The sequence below is a fragment of the Pantoea sp. X-Soil-YNGN-775 genome, assembly GCF_059730575.1.
This window is the reverse complement of the sequence record NZ_AP035946.1, coordinates 463,525-478,667: the sequence shown is the minus strand read 5'-3', so window position 1 is coordinate 478,667 and position 15,143 is coordinate 463,525. Positions and strand designations below refer to the sequence as shown.

Here is a 15,143-nt window from a genome sequence, read left to right as displayed (position 1 = left end):
CGCCGGTTACCCGACGCGGGCTTTTTTTATTGCTCTGGCAACCGCGATTACTCCGGCTTATTGCCTCGCCAGCCCGCCCAGGGATCCTCTTCGGGCGCAGCTGCCGGCTGGGTTTTCTCCGCTAACGACGCCAGATAGAGCGCTTCAACTTCTGCCCGCGCCCACGGCGTGCGGCGCAAAAACTTCAGGCTCGATTTCACACTGGGATCGCTTTTAAAGCAGTTAATGTTGATCCGTTTTCCCAGTTCAGCCCAGCCATACTGCGCCACTAAACTGTTTACCTGCATCTCGAGCGTCACGCCGTGCAGAGGATCTTTTGAAGTATGTGCGTTCATGGTTTATCCGCCCGGTTCAGTTAATTGCGCACATCCTGCCGATCGTTGCGCCGTAGTGCAAGCACCCCGGACCAAAAAGCCGGTTAACCGTGCCCTGGCGCGGCTTTTTGTGGCTGAGTTAACGCCGACCACAGATGCCCGGGCAATTTATCAGCGATTGTGCTAATCATAAGCGATTGATGCCACGACAAAAAGGATCACCTGCCATGTCCGACGCCGCTGATAAGCTGCTCAGTTCCGCCAGCCGTAAACGTGCCTTGCTGGCCGGTTCGGTGGGGAATTTTATTGAATGGTATGAGTTTGCCGTTTACGGCTTTCTCGCCACCCTGATTGCGCAGAATTTTTTTCGGCTTGAGGGGGAGTCGGCGCTGACCGGAATCTTACTGACCTATGCCTCGTTCGCCATCGCCTTCTTTTTCCGTCCGCTCGGCGCGATTATCTTTGGCCGGATGGGCGACCGCATCGGGCGTAAGCCGACGCTGATTTTTGTGCTGATTATGATGACGCTGGCGACCACCGCCATCGGGCTGGTACCGACCTACGCTACCCTGGGCGTGCTGGCTCCGCTGATCATTACCGCGCTGCGTATCCTGCAGGGGCTGTTCGCGGGCGGCGAATATGGCGGGGCGGTCTCGTTGATGACCGAATTTGCGCCGCGCGGTAAGCGTGGGCTATTCGGGGCCTGGCAGTCGTTTACCGTGGCGCTGGGACTGCTGGCGGGCGCAGGCATTGTGGCGCTGCTGTCACTGCTGTTAACCCCGGAGCAGATGCTGGCGTGGGGCTGGCGTATTCCCTTTTTCCTCGCGCTGCCTTTAGGTGCGCTGGCGCTCTGGCTGCGGGTGCAGATGGAGGAGACCCCGGCGTTTATCCGGCAACAGGCAGAACCGGCGGCCGGGATAGTTAAGGCCAGCCTCGGCGCGACGCTGAAAACTATTCTGCTTGGTATCTGTCGGCTGATGGTGTGGTCGGCCGCCGGCTATACCTACCTGGTGATTATGCCGACCTACCTGCAGGCTTCGCTGCATACCGGGTTTAATCAGGCGTTGCTGATTGCGGTGATCTCGAACCTCGGCTTTGCCGCAACCATCATTCCGGCCGGCATACTGAGCGATAAAATTGGCCGCCGCGCGGTGATGGTAACGGCGGCGGTACTGCTGCTGTTGCTGGCGCTGCCGCTGCTAAACGTGCTGCAGGCGACGAGCAGCGGCCTCGGGCTGAAGGCGCTGGTGGTGTTTATTGCTGGCGGGATTGTCGGACTGCTGGCCGGACCGGGACCGGCGATGCTGGCGGAGATGTTTCCTACCCGCGTGCGGTATACCGGGCTGGGGCTGGCCTATTCGCTCTCTAACGCGGTCTTCTCCGGCTGTGTCGGGTTGATTATCACCGGCTTAATCAGGCAGACCGGTAATCTGGATATTCCCGCCTGGTACGTGATGATTACCGCGCTGATCAGCATCGTGGCGCTGATGACCCTCAACAAAGATGACCATCTGCGGCTGCTGGATGAGCCGCCATCGCGCTAAACCGGCTGTTGCCGGCATAAAAAAGGCTCCCGTGGGAGCCTTTTTAACAACCGGTCACTTACACCAGCTGCTGGGCGGTGGTTTCCACCAGCGTCAGCAGGATCTGAATATCTTCCAGCGTAACGGTCGGATTCAGCAGCGTCATTTTCAGACAGGTGACGCCGTTGAATTCGGTGACGCCGACGTTGGCACGGCCTGACTCCAGCAGTGCATCACCGATACGCTGATTCAGCAGCGCGATATCCGCGTCGCTGAGGTGCGCCAGATGGGCCGGGCGATAGCGGAACAGTACGCTCGCCAGCTGCGGCTGCATCACCAGCTCCAGCGCGGCCTGCTGCTCAATGTACTGAGCAACCTGCTGCGCCAGCGTCACGCCGTGATCGATGATCGCGGCATACTGTTTCTGACCCAGCGCTTCAAGACCCATCCACAGTTTCAGTGCATCAAAACGACGGGTGGTCTGCAGCGACTTCGACACCAGATTCGGCACGCCCTGCGCTTCATCAAACTCTGAATTCAGGTAGGCCGCCTGATAACGCATCAGCTCATAGTGACGCGCCTCTTTCAGCAGGAAGGCACCACAGCTGATGGTCTGGAAGAACTGCTTGTGGAAGTCGAGCGTGATGGAGTCCACCAGCTCAATTCCATCCAGATAGTCGCGATACTGTTCGGACAGCAGCAACGCACCGCCCCAGGCCGCATCGACGTGAACCCAGATCTGCTGTTCTGCTGCCAGCGTGGCGATCTCGCGCAGCGGATCGATCGCACCGGCATCGGTGGTGCCGGCGGTCGCGACAATTGCCAGCACCTGCTCGCCGTTGGCCTGCGCCTGAGCCAGTTTGTGCCGTAAATCGTCCAGATCCATGCGGGCGAAGCGATCGGTTTTAACCAGCGTCACCGACTGATAGCCTAGGCCGAGCAGCGCCATATTCTTCTGAACCGAGAAGTGCGCGTTTTCCGAGCAGAAGACTTTAATCTTTTTCAGATCGCCGGTCAGACCATCCTGCTGCACCGAATGTCCCTGACGGGCAAACCAGGCATCACGCGCCAGCATCAGACCCATCAGGTTGCTCTGGGTGCCGCCGCTGGTGAACACGCCAGCATCGCCAGGCTGGTAACCCACCTGAGTACGCAGCCATTCAATCAGCTTCATCTCAATGATGGTGGCGGAAGGTGCCTGATCCCACGAATCCATGCTCTGGTTGGTGGCGTTGATCAACACTTCTGCCGCCTGGCTGATCACCAGGCTTGGGCAGTGCAGGTGAGCCACACACTGTGGGTGATGCACCGACAGGCTGTCTTTCAGGAAGTATTCGATAGCGCGTTCAATCGCGGCCTGGTTACCCAGGCCCTGAGGATTGAAGTCCAGCGTAATACGTTCACGCAGCTCAGCGACGGTTTTGCCCTGATACATCTCAGGTTGTTCCAGCCACTTAACGACCGCCGCGCTACTCTGGGCAATCGCCTGCTGGTAGGCCTCGGTGCTCTGTGCTGAGGCCGCCAGAATCGGGTTTAACCGGGACATTGCATTCACTCCACTCAAACTGGTTTCACGCCAGCTGACAGCAGGGCGTTTTCAAATTTATCCATAAACACGTCCAGTTCTGCATTGGTGATCAGCAGTGACGGCAGCAGACGCAGCACGCTACCGTGACGTCCGCCACGCTCCAGAATCAGGCCGTTTTCGAAACATTTCTTCTGAACCAGCGCCGAGAGTTCGCCATCGGCCGGGAAGCTGCCCATGTGATCGGCGGCTTCGTCAGGTTTCACCATCTCGATACCGATCATCAGACCCAGGCCGCGCACGTTACCGATCACCGGATAACGCTGTTGCAGTTCGCCCAGTTTGCCTTTCAGCCACTCGCCCTGCGCCGCGACTTTGTCAGCAACGTTATTGTCTTTCAGCAGCTTGAGGGTGGTGAGGCCGGTTGCCATCGCCAGCTGGTTGCCGCGGAACGTGCCGGTGTGATGACCCGGTGACCAGGCGTCGAACTGTTTTTTAATGCCGAGTACCGCCAGTGGCAGACCGCCGCCGACCGCTTTGGACATCACGATGATGTCCGGCTCAATGCCGGCGTGTTCAAAGGCAAAGAACTTACCGGTGCGGGCAAAACCTGCCTGCACTTCATCAAGGATCAGCAGAATGCCGTGTTCCTGGGTGACTTTACGGATGCGCTGCAGCCACTCCGCCGGCGCCGGGTTAACGCCGCCTTCACCCTGAACCGCTTCAAGGATCACCGCCGCAGGCTTGCGCACGCCGCTCTCAACGTCATTAATCAGGTTTTCGAAGTAGTAGCTCAGCGCTTTAACGCCCGCTTCACCGCCAAGGCCCAGCGGGCAGCGATAGAGGTGCGGATACGGCATGAACTGCACTTCCGGCATCATGCCGTCGACCGCTTCTTTCGGTGACAGGTTACCGGTCACCGACAGCGCGCCGTGGGTCATACCGTGATAACCGCCTGAGAAACTGATAATACCGGAACGGCCGGTGTGCTTTTTCGCCAGTTTCAGGGCCGCTTCAACCGCATCCGCACCAGACGGACCGGTGAACTGCAGGCAATAGTCTTTGCCCTGGCCCGGCAGTAAAGAGAGCAGGTACTCAGAGAACTCATCTTTTAACGGTGTAGTCAGATCGAGTGTATGTAACGGCAAGCCGCTGGTAATGACATTTTGAATACTCTGCAGAACGTCTGGATGGTTATGGCCCAATGCCAGCGTTCCGGCACCGGCAAGACAATCAAGATATTGATTATTCTCGACGTCAGTGATCCAGACACCTTGTGCTTTCGCAATTGCGAACGGCAATTTACGTGGGTAACTTCGAACGTTTGATTCAAATTCAGCCTGACGGGCTAAATAGGTTTCATTGTTTCCGTTTAAGGTCTGCGCATTCAAACTATCAATACGGACTTTATCCGTCATCATATCTCTCCTACAACCGGGACGGGTGTAACGTCGCAGTTGAATAAATGAATAAAAAAAGTAATGGCTGTCGATAAAACGCGGCCAATATATTGGTTTTTAAGGTCCGACTCAATGATTAATTTTATCGGCGGTTTACGGATTATTTGTTATGTTTATCAACAGCTTGATTGCTTTATGAGCGTTTTTATCAGCTGGGATCTGTTCAGAGGCTTTTAATAAAGCACGTAAAAACACGGCGTTACCCGGCCTCATGGACTTGAGATGACGGATAACCATTTGTGTAAACAGCCGTTTCCGCGGGAAAACGTTATCCGAAAAAGCGCCGCTAAAAAAAGAAAAGCCGGCATTATTGTCGTTTTGTCGGGCGGTTTAAATAATCGCAGTCAGCCATTCAATTCGTTAAAATATTAAACCTTTTATTAACAATTAATTAAAAACAACCTGCTTTGCTGGCGTTAACCGCAACGGTTAAAAAGACGTTATCCGCGCATTTGTCCGACAAAATGATTCAGATCGTCCAGCGCCTCAGCGGCTTTGGCTGCGGAAGGATTGATGGTCAGCAGATCGGCGTAGCCATTGAGCATGGCACTCAGCTGGCGTGCGGTGCGAGCCACATCGGTTACGCGCAGCGTGCCGTTTTTGACCTCAGCAGCGATGAGACTCTCCATCAGCCCCTGCCATTTTTCCGTCATCTCTTCCGCCAGCGCCGCATAATCCGGATCATGACTCGCCAGTTGCCAGAACGAAGCGTAAAGCTGCCAGACCGCGTCCGGCGAGTTGGGCAGATAGCTTTCAAACAACAGCCCAAGGCGCTGCTGCGGCGGGACGGCTGCCAGCATCGCGGAGAAGTGCGCAAATTCGTTGTGCATGAAACGTTCAAGCGCCGCCAGACACAGCGATTGCCAGTTACTGAAATAGTGATAGATGTGGCTGCGCGAAATACCCACGGATTCGGTTAATTCCCGGGTGGTCACTTTCCCGATGCCTTTCTCAATAAATAACGCCACTGCACCCTCAAGGATTTTAATTCTTAGCGCTTCCGCCGACTGTTTCATCATCGCTCTCTCGTTGACTTTGAGCAATTGCTCAAATACACTGCTTTTCGCTCTTGAGCAACCGCTCAGGATTCATCTTATCAGAAAATAATTTTATGCCTTCCCCGAAACTTCTGCTGCCGGTTCCCGCCGCACGCAGCGCTATTCTGACATTAAAAAGGCTCGGACGCCGACACAGCCGAAAGCTGATGCTGACGCTACTGCTGGTGGTAGCAGAAAATATGATGTACCTGCTCTATCCACTGCTGGCCGGTTTTGCCATCAATGCCATTGTGACTGGCCAGGCGTGGCATGCGTTGCTGTATGCGGTGATGGTGTTTGTGATGTGGGCGATCGGTGCCGCACGGCGCAGCGTGGATACCCGCACCTTCGCCCGTATTTATGCCGAACTGGCGGTGCCGGTGATTGTGGCACAGCGACATGAGCAACATAACGCCTCGACTATTGCAGCGCGCGTCGCCCTGTCACGCGAGTTTGTCGACTTCTTTGAGAAGCATTTGCCGGTATTGATCACCTCGCTGGCGTCGATGAGCGGGGCAGCGGTGATGCTGCTGGTGATTGAGTTCTGGACCGGCGCGGGCTGCCTGGCGATCCTGCTGTTCTTCGCCTGTTTCCTGCGAGGTTTTACCCGCAAAAATGACGCGCTGTTTGGTCGGCTGAATAACCGGCTGGAAAAAGAGGTGCAGCTGGTCGGCGCTGCCAGCCCTTCGGCGCTGGGACGTCACTATCAGGTGCTGGCCAGCCTGCGTATTCGCTTATCCGATCGGGAAGCGTTGGGTTATCTGGCGATAGGCAGCGTCGCGGCGCTGCTGTTTGGCGTGACCATCTTTGCCATGTCCGGTCGCGGCAACATTCAGGCTGGTCACCTCTATTCGGTGATGACCTATATGTGGATGTTTGCCATGAGTCTGGATGATGGTCCGCAGCTGCTGGAGAAATATTCGCAGCTCAAAGACATTGGTCGTCGGGTCAATACCGGCGAGCTCTAAGCGGCGGGGGAAAACCTGGCGCAGTGAAGCGTGACATTGGCAGACGCAAGCCTTACCCGACGCCAGCTCGCGTGGCGTCGGGTCTGACATCGATAACAGGTGGCGCAAAACGGGAGAGGGCTAAACAGAATCAACGTCACTGCGTATTGACACATATACTTTCTGTAACGGCTTTCACCCGCTGTTGGGGGAGTTCATATGATTACACTACATCACGCCATCAAAATTACCGCTGCACGCAGCCAGGTCTATGCCGCTTTGACCGATATCACCCAACTCGCCAGCTGGCATCTGGGTGTGGTTGAAGGAACGATTGCACCGGGCGAAATTCTGACCCTGCGACCCAATCCGCACGCCCATATCAGCTGGCGAACCGAAAAAATGGTCCCGGACGAAGAGCTGGTGCAGGTTTCGGTCGACGAGCCTGATAGCCCGGCGGGGAAAACCCTGCGCTTCACGCTGGCCGATTTCGGACCCGATCAAACAATTGTGGCGCTGAGTCACAGTGGCTGGTCCGATCGCGATCCGCATCTGCCGTTTTGCAATACCCGCTGGGGTGAGGTGCTACAGCATCTGAAAAGCTGGGCTGAATCCCGCTCAGCAGTAGATCATGGCGCAAAAACGCCTGACGACTTAACACAAGGTTAAATCTGGCGATCCGCATCCACCGGGCTGGCAGATGCCGCTGGTTGACGATGTGCGCTCGCCGAGGGCGCTGCCGTAAAAGTGACAGCGTCACTCTGCGCTACCCGTGGCGACCTTGACTCGATTGCTGAACCGGCAGGCGTCTGCCGCTATATCGGTGCCGGTGCGACGGTTGTGTAACCGATCGGTAATGCGAGGATGCGCTGCCCGGCCGGGTCAAAACGGTTATCTCTGCCTTGCTGGTGGCGGCAAATTACTGGCGGAGCTGCAGTGGGCGAAGCGCAATGCCGGTGATGCCGGCATGACTCGCAGCCAGCACTGATTGTGCTGGCTGCTTATCGTGAATTGAAGAATGTGATTCTGGTGGATGAGGCTGTTGATCTGGTTGAGACCGATGCGGCGATGCCGACCCGCTTTGTCGGCGCTCAGGATAGGCAGTTTGTGCCGGGCGTGACCAGGCCTGTGCTCGATCCTTCCCGGCAACCGTTTCAGGAGCCGTAATCCGCCGCGTAGGACTGTCAGTAGAGCGTCTCGAAATCCGCGTTTCCGCTCAGCTTCGCCTGCACGGCTGCCGCCAGTCGGGTCAGCAAAATCGCGGCCAGCGCGAAGCCGCTGCCGATGGCGGTTGCCAGCAGACGATCCTCCGCCACATTGCCCTGCACCAGACCGGTGAGCGAAATCATCAGTACCACCATCAGCGTGACGAAGAAGGTGAATACAAAGTACGAGCCGTTTGCCAGCCGGTAAGAAAGCGTAAAGGCGATATAGGCGGACAGGATAAATGCCGCCGCCAGCAGCGCAGGCTGATGCAGATAGTGGCTGAGCATGCCTGCCGCCAGGCAACCCGATAGAGTGCCAAGGGTGCGGGCGGGCACGCGTAGCAGTGATTCACGAAAATGACTGCGCAGGCACAGCAGCAGGGTCATGCCGGTCCAGTAGCCGTTCTGCAGCGAGAAACGGTGAACCGTCAGCAGCGCCGTGCCCATAGCGATCACGGCAAACACCACCGACCAGCGCAGATGTATTTTTGGCCGCGAGGCGTGTTTCAGCCGCCGGACAGCGCTGCGCCAGGTAAAGCGGGTCAGCGATTGCAGCCGGAAGTCTCCGCCACGCACCAGCAGGCAAATCAGCATCAGCTGCACCGCACCGCCGAGCAACACCAGCCCGGCCCGGCTGGCGGCGTGACTGATGTCGCCTGGGAAATAGCCGGATATCATCCAGCCGATGGCCGACTGTTGTACCACCCAGCCAGCGGTGCCGTTAATGCCGCTTATTACCGCATAGCCGGCGGCGAACAGCATTGAACCGCTGATAAACAGCAGCAGGCTGCTGGTCAGCGCACCGAAAAATGCACACAGCCCGAGGCTGAGCAGCGTCGCCAGCAGCAATTTTGCTGACGATCCCTCCCAGGTTTTACTGGCACCAAATGCCAGCGGCAACGCACCGCTGGCCATCACGCTGGCTTCACTGAGATGCTGGGTCGCGAGGCCAATGCCAAAAATTAACAGGATAGCGGGCACACAGCAGAGTGCTAATCGCATGTCATGTCTGAGTTGTTGAGACCTGTTCACGTCACGGCGTTTCCCTAATCTGAATCCCAATGGCAACATTGCCGCTGACAAAAGTGTGAACCAGATCTCATCTCTCAGCCAGATTTTTACCGGCTGTTGCGCTATCGCAGTCGCCGGATAAGCGCTGTATCGCCGGGTAAAGTGTGCGCTGTGTCACATTATCGGGTTGCTAAGGCGGGGCTTCCTTTCTATAGTCTGCCGGCGCTGACCGGGCGACGGGGTGCCCGTTATCCGGCTCTGCGGTTCTGTTATCTGTTCAATCCATTGGGAAAATATGTTGTTAAAAAATAATCGTCAAACCGACGCAGCCGGCTTTGCCCGCTGGGCGTTGCTGGCACTGGCGCTGGGAGGTTTTGGCATCGGCACCGGCGAGTTCATCATGATGGGCTTGCTGCCCGACGTCTCACGCTCATTAGCCATCACCGAGCCGCAGGCCGGTAATGCCATCGCCAGCTATGCGCTGGGTGTGGTGGTGGGCGCGCCGGTGATTGCCGTGCTCGCCGCACGGATGGCGCGCAAGTCTCTGCTGCTGATCCTGATGGCACTGTTCAGCCTGGGGAATGTCGCCAGCGCCATGGCTGACAGCTATCACGGGCTGCTGGTGGCGCGCTTTCTGACCGGTCTGCCGCACGGCGCCTACTTTGGCGTGGCGTCACTGGTGGCCGCCTCGCTGGTGCCGATCGAACGCCGCGGACGAGCGCTGGCGTCATTGATGCTGGGGCTGACGGTCGCGACGCTGATTGGCGTACCGCTGGGATCGTGGATCGGGCAGCTGTTCAGCTGGCACGTGGTGTTTACCTTTGTTGGTGCAATCGGGGTGCTGACCTGTCTGCTGATTGGTCGCTACGTGCCTTACATGCCAGGCGATGCGGATGCGCACCCGCTGCGCGAACTGGGTGCGCTGAAAAATGCTCAGGTACTGCTGACGCTGCTGGTGGGTGCGGTAGGGTTTGGCGGTATGTTTGCCATCTTCAGTTATATCGCGCCAACCCTGATTAACCTGGCCGGAATGTCAGCTGCGCTGATTCCGTGGGCGATGGTGGCGTTCGGACTGGGGATGATTATTGGTAACCTGGTGGGCGGTCGGCTTGCTGACGGTGCGGTACTGAATATTATTGGCTGGACGCTGTTGTGGAACGTGTTGGTGATGGCCGCCTTCCCACTGCTGGTGCAACACGTGGCAACCGGATTACTGGCAACTTTCCTGATCGGCACCTGTTCGGTACTGCTGCCGTCGCTGCAGATTCGCCTGATGGACGTCGCCAATGATTCGCAAACGCTGGCGGCCGCAATGAACCATTCAGCGCTGAACATTGCCAACGCGATGGGGGCCTGGCTGGGCGGGCTGACCGTGTCGCTGGGCTATGGCTGGATCTCAACCGCTTGGGTTGGCGTAGCGCTGGGAATTGCCGGTCTGCTGGTGTTCAGCGTCACCGCGCGTCATGCCGCACGCCAGCAGCCTGAACCGGCCTAAACGCCGAATCGGCAGCGCAACGATGAGGAAGGGCGTTTATCGTTGCGCTTAATCTGACCCTTTTTAGCTTTAATATTCCCGGCATCATCCCGCGCCGGGTTATTTATTTTCCCGATATACCATCTTATTTTGTCACCAGGCGAAGCGCGAATTTTCCCCGAATGAAAAACCTGGCGCTGCGATTAAAAGCGCTCCGGACGTCTGGATGTTAAAATTAAATTAAAATAGTGTTTGATAAAAGCGGTGAGGCGTGGCTTAATAGCGTCATCGGTTTGGAACACAGACCTTATGAAAGCAGTTTTAGTAAAGCAGTCCTCAGTGCAAGCGATATCAAAAGATACCCCTTCTTCGTGAGTCTCCTCCTAAGTGCCTAGTAAGTATCCCTCTGAAAGACAGGCCATCTTCGCCACTTAGTGGCTCATAAATTAAGGAAGTATTGATGTCTAATAAAATGACTGGTTTAGTAAAATGGTTTGACGCTGGTAAAGGTTTCGGTTTTATCTCTCCTCAGGATGGCAGCAAAGATGTATTCGTACATTTCTCTGCAATTCAGGGTAACGATTATAAAACTCTGGATGAAGGTCAGCAGGTCGAATTCACTATTGAAAACGGCGCTAAAGGCCCATCAGCAGCTAACGTCAGCCCGCTGTAAATTTTAATTGTCAATTACGCTTACAATCGCGATGACGGTAATAACCTGAGCAGATAAGCCTGAAATTGATAATTAACAGAACCCGCCTTGTGCGGGTTTTTTGTTTTTTTAGTCCGCCCTGAAATTAAAATAATGGCTGTGTTTATCTCCACTGACTTATTCTGTTCTGCATCTTTCTCTCTGCTGTTATCCATTTGCCTCTCCGGCGCATAGATTGCCCCTTCTTCAGCCTGGCCTGATGCTATTTTTAGCCCATAACATCGGCGCGCGGCTTACTACGCTGATGCTGAACGCGTAACAAAAACCCCTGACATACTGACATGCTGGAGATCCAAATGAAGAAGATCGGCATTAATGGTTTTGGACGTATCGGCCGTCTGGTCCTCAGACGCATTCTTGAGCAGCAGGAAGCGGTTGAAGTCGTGGCTATTAACGATTTAACCTCGCCGGAAATGCTGGCCTACCTGCTGAAATATGACACCAACTACGGCGCTTTTCCGTTCAGCGTTGAGGCGGGTGACAAAGCGCTGCAGGTGGACGGCAAAAACATTACCGTGTTCGCCGAGAAAGAGGCGCGCAACATCCCGTGGAGCGAGCTGGGCGTAGACGTGGTGATTGAATGTACCGGCTTCTATACCTCGGCAGAAAAAGCGCAGGCACATATCGATGCGGGGGCGAAACGGGTGCTGATCTCTGCGCCAGCGGGGGAGATGAAGACCGTGGTGTTTAACGTCAACCACGATACGCTTAGCGCTGAAGACACCATTGTTTCAGTTGCCTCCTGCACCACTAACTGCCTGGCGCCGATGGCGAAAGCGCTGCATGACAGTTTCGGTATCAAAGTCGGCACCATGACCACCATCCATGCTTACACCGGCACCCAGGCGCTGGTGGACGGGCCGCGCGGCAAAGATTTCCGGGCCTCGCGCGCGGCAGCAGAGAACATCATTCCGCATACCACCGGTGCGGCGAAGGCGATTGGTCTGGTGATCCCTGAACTGGCAGGCAAGCTGAAAGGGCATGCGCAGCGCGTGCCGACCAAAACCGGATCGGTCACCGAGCTGGTGACGATTCTGGAGAAGAAGGTAACAGTCGATGAGATTAACGCCGCCCTGAAGCAGGCGTGCGAAAACAACGAGTCGTTTAACTATACCGAGGATCCGATTGTCTCCTCCGACGTGATTGGCCTGCCTTACGGGTCAATTTTCGATGCCAGCCAGACCGAAATCAGTGAAGCGGGCGATCTGCAACTGGTTAAAACCGTCTCGTGGTATGACAACGAATATGGCTTTGTCACCCAGCTGGTGCGCGTGCTGCACAAATTCGTCAATCTTTAAGCCGGTCAGGCCGTTCTCACGAACGGCCTTTTTCGCCTTTAACGCAGGCTGGCTACCAGCCACTGCTGCAATTCATTCAGTTCCTGCTGCTGTTGCGGGAAATCAGCGCTGAGCTGAATCAACACCGCCTCCAGCGCCTCGGGCCGGTAAGCGATGCCCTGTAACCGCTGCGCCAGCGTTTCCAGCGGCGTCGGATTAAGGCTGTCGCTAAAAATCTGACAGCGCGAGATAACACCGCGTTCCACGTCGAAATGAATTTCAACGCCGCCCCAGCTAAACCGCTGATCCAGCAGATGGGAGAAGTCCGGTGCCTGACCAAAATTCCATTCCCAGCTGCTCTGGCGGGCAAACTGCTGTTCAAAGCCCGGCAGATCGGGCAGCGCCGCCGGTGAGATGTACTCAGGCTCGCAGTCGGCATTAAAATGTTCGAAATAAGCTTCGGTCACCGCCGCACAAATTGCTTCATAGCTGATGCCGGGGCTTAACTCTGCCAGATTCGCCACTCGGGCGCGCACCGAGGTGATGCCTTTGGCCTGCAATTTTTTAACGTCGGGATTAAGATAATCTGCCAGCCGTGACAGATCGGCGTTGATCAGAATAGTGCCGTGGTGAAAGCCGCGATCGGGCGTTTCCCGATAAGCCGATCCGGATATCTTGCGCAGTCCGTCGGCGGTGCTGACCACCAGATCGTTACGTCCTGACGCTTCGGCCGGCAAGCCCAGCTTCGCCAGCGCACACAGGATAATTGCGGTTGAAACGCTCTTATCATAGCCCGGTTTACCGGCCATAAAGGTGAAGCAGCAGTTGCCGAGATCGTGAAACACCGCGCCGCCGCCGCTGCTGCGACGCGCCAGCCTGATGCCATCTTCTGCCATCCGCCGGGTATTACACTCCTTCCACGGGTTTTGTGCCCGGCCGATGACCACCGTTTCCGCATTGCGCCATAAAAACAGTACCCGCTGGGTCGCTGGCATCTGACGGAAAATGCACTCTTCCACCGCCAGGTTAAACCAGGGATCGTTCGACTCAGATAACAATAAACGTAACGAGGACATCAATTACTCCCGTTCCTTAAGAGAGGGCGCCCGGCTGTCAGGCAGATGACACAGTGTAACAGCAGAGCGTAGCGACATTAAGCGGGTAGAGATCCTGCGGATTTCGGACTTTGGGAGCGGGGAACCGGGAGATTATGATGACAGAACGGACCTTAGCGGCGCTGTCACTATCCTATGGCTGAAACGCGCACCTTATTTTGCATTTCAGCTTGTCGAAAGTGCCTGAATCCGCGCTCTGTGACTGGTTAACAGCTCATCAGGCTGTTTGCCTAAAAACCGGTTAAACCCTCCTGAAGGGTTTATGCCACATAATATTCTGAGCGACACCAGCGCCAGCGAACTGAAAAAAAATCCGATGGCGACAGTTAAAGCTGACGAAGCGCGGCGTTACCTGATGATCATAAAAGACTGGCAACACGGTCGTAACATTTGAACCCGCTCTCCCTTGCGGCATCCATCTTCCATCCCGATCTTCCCCTGAATCATTCCTGCTGTCCGGCAGCGGTAAAAAAACATTAAATGCCGTCTGTCAGCCAATCCCGGCACATCCCGGTGCGCCATTATGTCAGTATTAAAGTTCACGTCGCGTAAGCGCACTGATAATGCTGCTTATTTTACTCGTCCCGATAGGTGCCTGCCGTTATGAATGCCTCTGCTGGCATAGTGATGAAAATCCTGGCTGCGTTAAGCTCGACGCTGATGCTGGCCTGCGTAAAAGGGCTGGACGGCGCTATTCCGGTCGGTGAAGTGATCTTTTTCCGGTCGGTGCTGGCGCTGGTGCCGCTGATGATCTGGTTGCGGGTACAGGGCAGCGTACTGGACGGCATCCGCACCCGGAATGTTCGCGGGCATTTTTTGCGCGGGCTGGCGGGCACCGGCGGCCTCTATTTCAGCTACCTGTCGCTGCTGTATATTTCCCTGACCGATGTCACCGCGATTAACTATGCGGCTCCGCTGTTTACCGTGTTGCTGGCGGCGCTGCTGCTGCGTGAAAAGGTGCGACATCATCGCTGGGTGGCGGTGGTGGCCGGATTCAGCGGCATCATGGTGATGTTCTCCGGCCATCTGTCACTCAATGCCAGCTTCTCGCTATCCGCTTCTGCCGGGATTTTACTGGCGCTGATGGCGGCGTTTTGTACCGCCTGCGCGCTGGTGCAGATACGGTTTCTCAACGGGAAAGAGAAGCCGGGCGCAATTGCCTTCTGGTTCGCGGTGACCACCGCCTTAACCTCACTGATCACCCTGATCGGCGGCTGGAAAATACCGCACGGATCGCAACTGCTGCTGCTGGTGGGTTGTGGATTGCTGGGCGGCATCACGCAGATTCTGATGACCTTAAGCCTGCGCTACGCTGAAGCCTCGTTGCTGGCACCGTTTGATTACACCACTTTGCTGTGGTCGGTGGCGGTGGGTTACCTGTTGCTGGGGAATCTGCCTGAATCCACTACCGTCATCGGCGCAATTCTGGTGGTGTCTGGCGGGCTCTATTCAGTGCTGTATGAGCGTTACCGCTTTCGCCGCAGCCGGATTGTTAACGCCAGCTCTTAACACCTTGCCGATTACTTCAGCTAAAACCTCGCCG

General features: G+C 56.1%; 16 protein-coding genes and 1 pseudogene. 10 read left to right on the top strand and 7 right to left on the bottom strand.

Annotated elements, in window-relative coordinates; all coding sequences use genetic code 11:
• Positions 1–47 precede the first annotated feature (47 nt).
• The gene (locus tag AC6I8I_RS22170) at positions 48–335 is read right to left on the bottom strand and encodes a VF530 family protein (protein WP_312757543.1); all 288 of its coding nucleotides are present in this window, start codon (positions 333–335) and stop codon (positions 48–50) included.
• Positions 336–541: 206 nt separating this feature from the next.
• Between AC6I8I_RS22170 and AC6I8I_RS22165 the strand changes: the two genes are divergently transcribed.
• Positions 542–1,858 carry an MFS transporter gene (locus AC6I8I_RS22165; protein WP_497828717.1) on the top strand — a complete coding sequence of 439 codons (1,317 nt, stop codon included), beginning with the start codon at positions 542–544 and terminating at the stop codon, positions 1,856–1,858.
• 58 nt (positions 1,859–1,916) lie between these two features.
• Here AC6I8I_RS22165 and AC6I8I_RS22160 read toward each other — a convergent pair whose 3' ends face one another.
• The 3 genes from AC6I8I_RS22160 to AC6I8I_RS22150 form a co-directional block, all read right to left on the bottom strand.
• Entirely contained in the window at positions 1,917–3,383 is a 1,467-nt protein-coding gene (locus AC6I8I_RS22160; protein WP_312055658.1) for a pyridoxal phosphate-dependent decarboxylase family protein, read from the bottom strand.
• Between the two features lie 14 nt (positions 3,384–3,397).
• Positions 3,398–4,783, bottom strand: coding sequence for a diaminobutyrate--2-oxoglutarate transaminase (locus AC6I8I_RS22155; RefSeq protein ID WP_312055659.1), 1,386 nt, complete (start codon positions 4,781–4,783; stop codon positions 3,398–3,400).
• Between the two features lie 479 nt (positions 4,784–5,262).
• Positions 5,263–5,838 (bottom strand): TetR/AcrR family transcriptional regulator, encoded by a 576-nt coding sequence (locus AC6I8I_RS22150; protein ID WP_312055713.1) that lies wholly within the window; start codon positions 5,836–5,838, stop codon positions 5,263–5,265.
• A 95-nt stretch (positions 5,839–5,933) separates the two neighbouring features.
• Here AC6I8I_RS22150 and AC6I8I_RS22145 point away from each other — a divergent pair, with 95 nt between their 5' ends.
• From AC6I8I_RS22145 to AC6I8I_RS22130, 4 genes are all read left to right on the top strand, one after another.
• A complete protein-coding gene (locus AC6I8I_RS22145; protein WP_312055660.1) occupies positions 5,934–6,827 on the top strand; it encodes an ABC transporter six-transmembrane domain-containing protein in 894 nt (297 codons plus the stop codon).
• Positions 6,828–7,025: 198 nt separating this feature from the next.
• Positions 7,026–7,475, top strand: coding sequence for an SRPBCC family protein (locus AC6I8I_RS22140; protein WP_312757540.1), 450 nt, complete (start codon positions 7,026–7,028; stop codon positions 7,473–7,475).
• A gap of 187 nt (positions 7,476–7,662) precedes the next feature.
• A complete protein-coding gene (locus tag AC6I8I_RS22135; protein WP_312757539.1) occupies positions 7,663–7,794 on the top strand; it encodes a hypothetical protein in 132 nt (43 codons plus the stop codon).
• 23 nt (positions 7,795–7,817) lie between these two features.
• On the top strand, positions 7,818–7,973 hold the full coding sequence (locus AC6I8I_RS22130) for a hypothetical protein (protein WP_312055662.1): 156 nt from the start codon (positions 7,818–7,820) through the stop codon (positions 7,971–7,973).
• A gap of 17 nt (positions 7,974–7,990) precedes the next feature.
• Here AC6I8I_RS22130 and AC6I8I_RS22125 read toward each other — a convergent pair whose 3' ends face one another.
• Positions 7,991–9,013, bottom strand: coding sequence for an FUSC family protein (locus AC6I8I_RS22125; protein WP_312757535.1), 1,023 nt, complete (start codon positions 9,011–9,013; stop codon positions 7,991–7,993).
• Between the two features lie 304 nt (positions 9,014–9,317).
• Here AC6I8I_RS22125 and AC6I8I_RS22120 point away from each other — a divergent pair, with 304 nt between their 5' ends.
• A complete protein-coding gene (locus tag AC6I8I_RS22120; RefSeq protein ID WP_409519752.1) occupies positions 9,318–10,517 on the top strand; it encodes an MFS transporter in 1,200 nt (399 codons plus the stop codon).
• Between the two features lie 439 nt (positions 10,518–10,956).
• Positions 10,957–11,169, top strand: a complete 213-nt coding sequence (cspE, locus tag AC6I8I_RS22115) for a transcription antiterminator/RNA stability regulator CspE (protein WP_031374430.1) — start codon at positions 10,957–10,959, stop codon at positions 11,167–11,169.
• A gap of 20 nt (positions 11,170–11,189) precedes the next feature.
• On the opposite strand, the gene AC6I8I_RS22110 is transcribed toward cspE, so the two are convergent.
• Entirely contained in the window at positions 11,190–11,363 is a 174-nt protein-coding gene (locus AC6I8I_RS22110) for a hypothetical protein (protein ID WP_497828716.1), read from the bottom strand.
• A 141-nt stretch (positions 11,364–11,504) separates the two neighbouring features.
• Between AC6I8I_RS22110 and gap the strand changes: the two genes are divergently transcribed.
• Positions 11,505–12,506 carry a type I glyceraldehyde-3-phosphate dehydrogenase gene (gap, locus tag AC6I8I_RS22105; RefSeq protein WP_312757532.1) on the top strand — a complete coding sequence of 334 codons (1,002 nt, stop codon included), beginning with the start codon at positions 11,505–11,507 and terminating at the stop codon, positions 12,504–12,506.
• A gap of 38 nt (positions 12,507–12,544) precedes the next feature.
• Here gap and lplA read toward each other — a convergent pair whose 3' ends face one another.
• Positions 12,545–13,561: a lipoate--protein ligase gene (gene lplA, locus AC6I8I_RS22100; RefSeq protein WP_497828715.1), complete on the bottom strand. Its 1,017-nt coding sequence runs from the start codon at positions 13,559–13,561 to the stop codon at positions 12,545–12,547.
• A 301-nt stretch (positions 13,562–13,862) separates the two neighbouring features.
• Between lplA and AC6I8I_RS22095 the strand changes: the two are divergent.
• Together AC6I8I_RS22095 and AC6I8I_RS22090 are read left to right on the top strand one after the other, a co-directional pair.
• Positions 13,863–13,940, top strand: a pseudogene (locus AC6I8I_RS22095) (type II toxin-antitoxin system Phd/YefM family antitoxin); the annotation flags it as partial.
• A 263-nt stretch (positions 13,941–14,203) separates the two neighbouring features.
• On the top strand, positions 14,204–15,109 hold the full coding sequence (locus AC6I8I_RS22090; RefSeq protein ID WP_497828714.1) for a DMT family transporter: 906 nt from the start codon (positions 14,204–14,206) through the stop codon (positions 15,107–15,109).
• Positions 15,110–15,143: the final 34 nt, after the last annotated feature.

Excerpts from the sequence above, each read along its gene's own strand:
- AC6I8I_RS22170 (WP_312757543.1), bottom strand. The coding sequence starts at position 335 with ATGAACGCACATACTTCAAAAGATCCTCTGCACGGCGTGACGCTCGAG.
- AC6I8I_RS22165 (WP_497828717.1), top strand. The coding sequence starts at position 542 with ATGTCCGACGCCGCTGATAAGCTGCTCAGTTCCGCCAGCCGTAAACGT.
- AC6I8I_RS22160 (WP_312055658.1), bottom strand. The coding sequence starts at position 3,383 with ATGTCCCGGTTAAACCCGATTCTGGCGGCCTCAGCACAGAGCACCGAG.
- AC6I8I_RS22155 (WP_312055659.1), bottom strand. The coding sequence starts at position 4,783 with ATGATGACGGATAAAGTCCGTATTGATAGTTTGAATGCGCAGACCTTA.
- AC6I8I_RS22150 (WP_312055713.1), bottom strand. The coding sequence starts at position 5,838 with ATGAAACAGTCGGCGGAAGCGCTAAGAATTAAAATCCTTGAGGGTGCA.
- AC6I8I_RS22145 (WP_312055660.1), top strand. The coding sequence starts at position 5,934 with ATGCCTTCCCCGAAACTTCTGCTGCCGGTTCCCGCCGCACGCAGCGCT.
- AC6I8I_RS22140 (WP_312757540.1), top strand. The coding sequence starts at position 7,026 with ATGATTACACTACATCACGCCATCAAAATTACCGCTGCACGCAGCCAG.
- AC6I8I_RS22135 (WP_312757539.1), top strand. The coding sequence starts at position 7,663 with ATGCGAGGATGCGCTGCCCGGCCGGGTCAAAACGGTTATCTCTGCCTT.
- AC6I8I_RS22125 (WP_312757535.1), bottom strand. The coding sequence starts at position 9,013 with ATGCGATTAGCACTCTGCTGTGTGCCCGCTATCCTGTTAATTTTTGGC.
- AC6I8I_RS22120 (WP_409519752.1), top strand. The coding sequence starts at position 9,318 with ATGTTGTTAAAAAATAATCGTCAAACCGACGCAGCCGGCTTTGCCCGC.
- cspE (WP_031374430.1), top strand. The coding sequence starts at position 10,957 with ATGTCTAATAAAATGACTGGTTTAGTAAAATGGTTTGACGCTGGTAAA.
- AC6I8I_RS22110 (WP_497828716.1), bottom strand. The coding sequence starts at position 11,363 with ATGGATAACAGCAGAGAGAAAGATGCAGAACAGAATAAGTCAGTGGAG.
- gap (WP_312757532.1), top strand. The coding sequence starts at position 11,505 with ATGAAGAAGATCGGCATTAATGGTTTTGGACGTATCGGCCGTCTGGTC.
- lplA (WP_497828715.1), bottom strand. The coding sequence starts at position 13,561 with ATGTCCTCGTTACGTTTATTGTTATCTGAGTCGAACGATCCCTGGTTT.
- AC6I8I_RS22090 (WP_497828714.1), top strand. The coding sequence starts at position 14,204 with ATGAATGCCTCTGCTGGCATAGTGATGAAAATCCTGGCTGCGTTAAGC.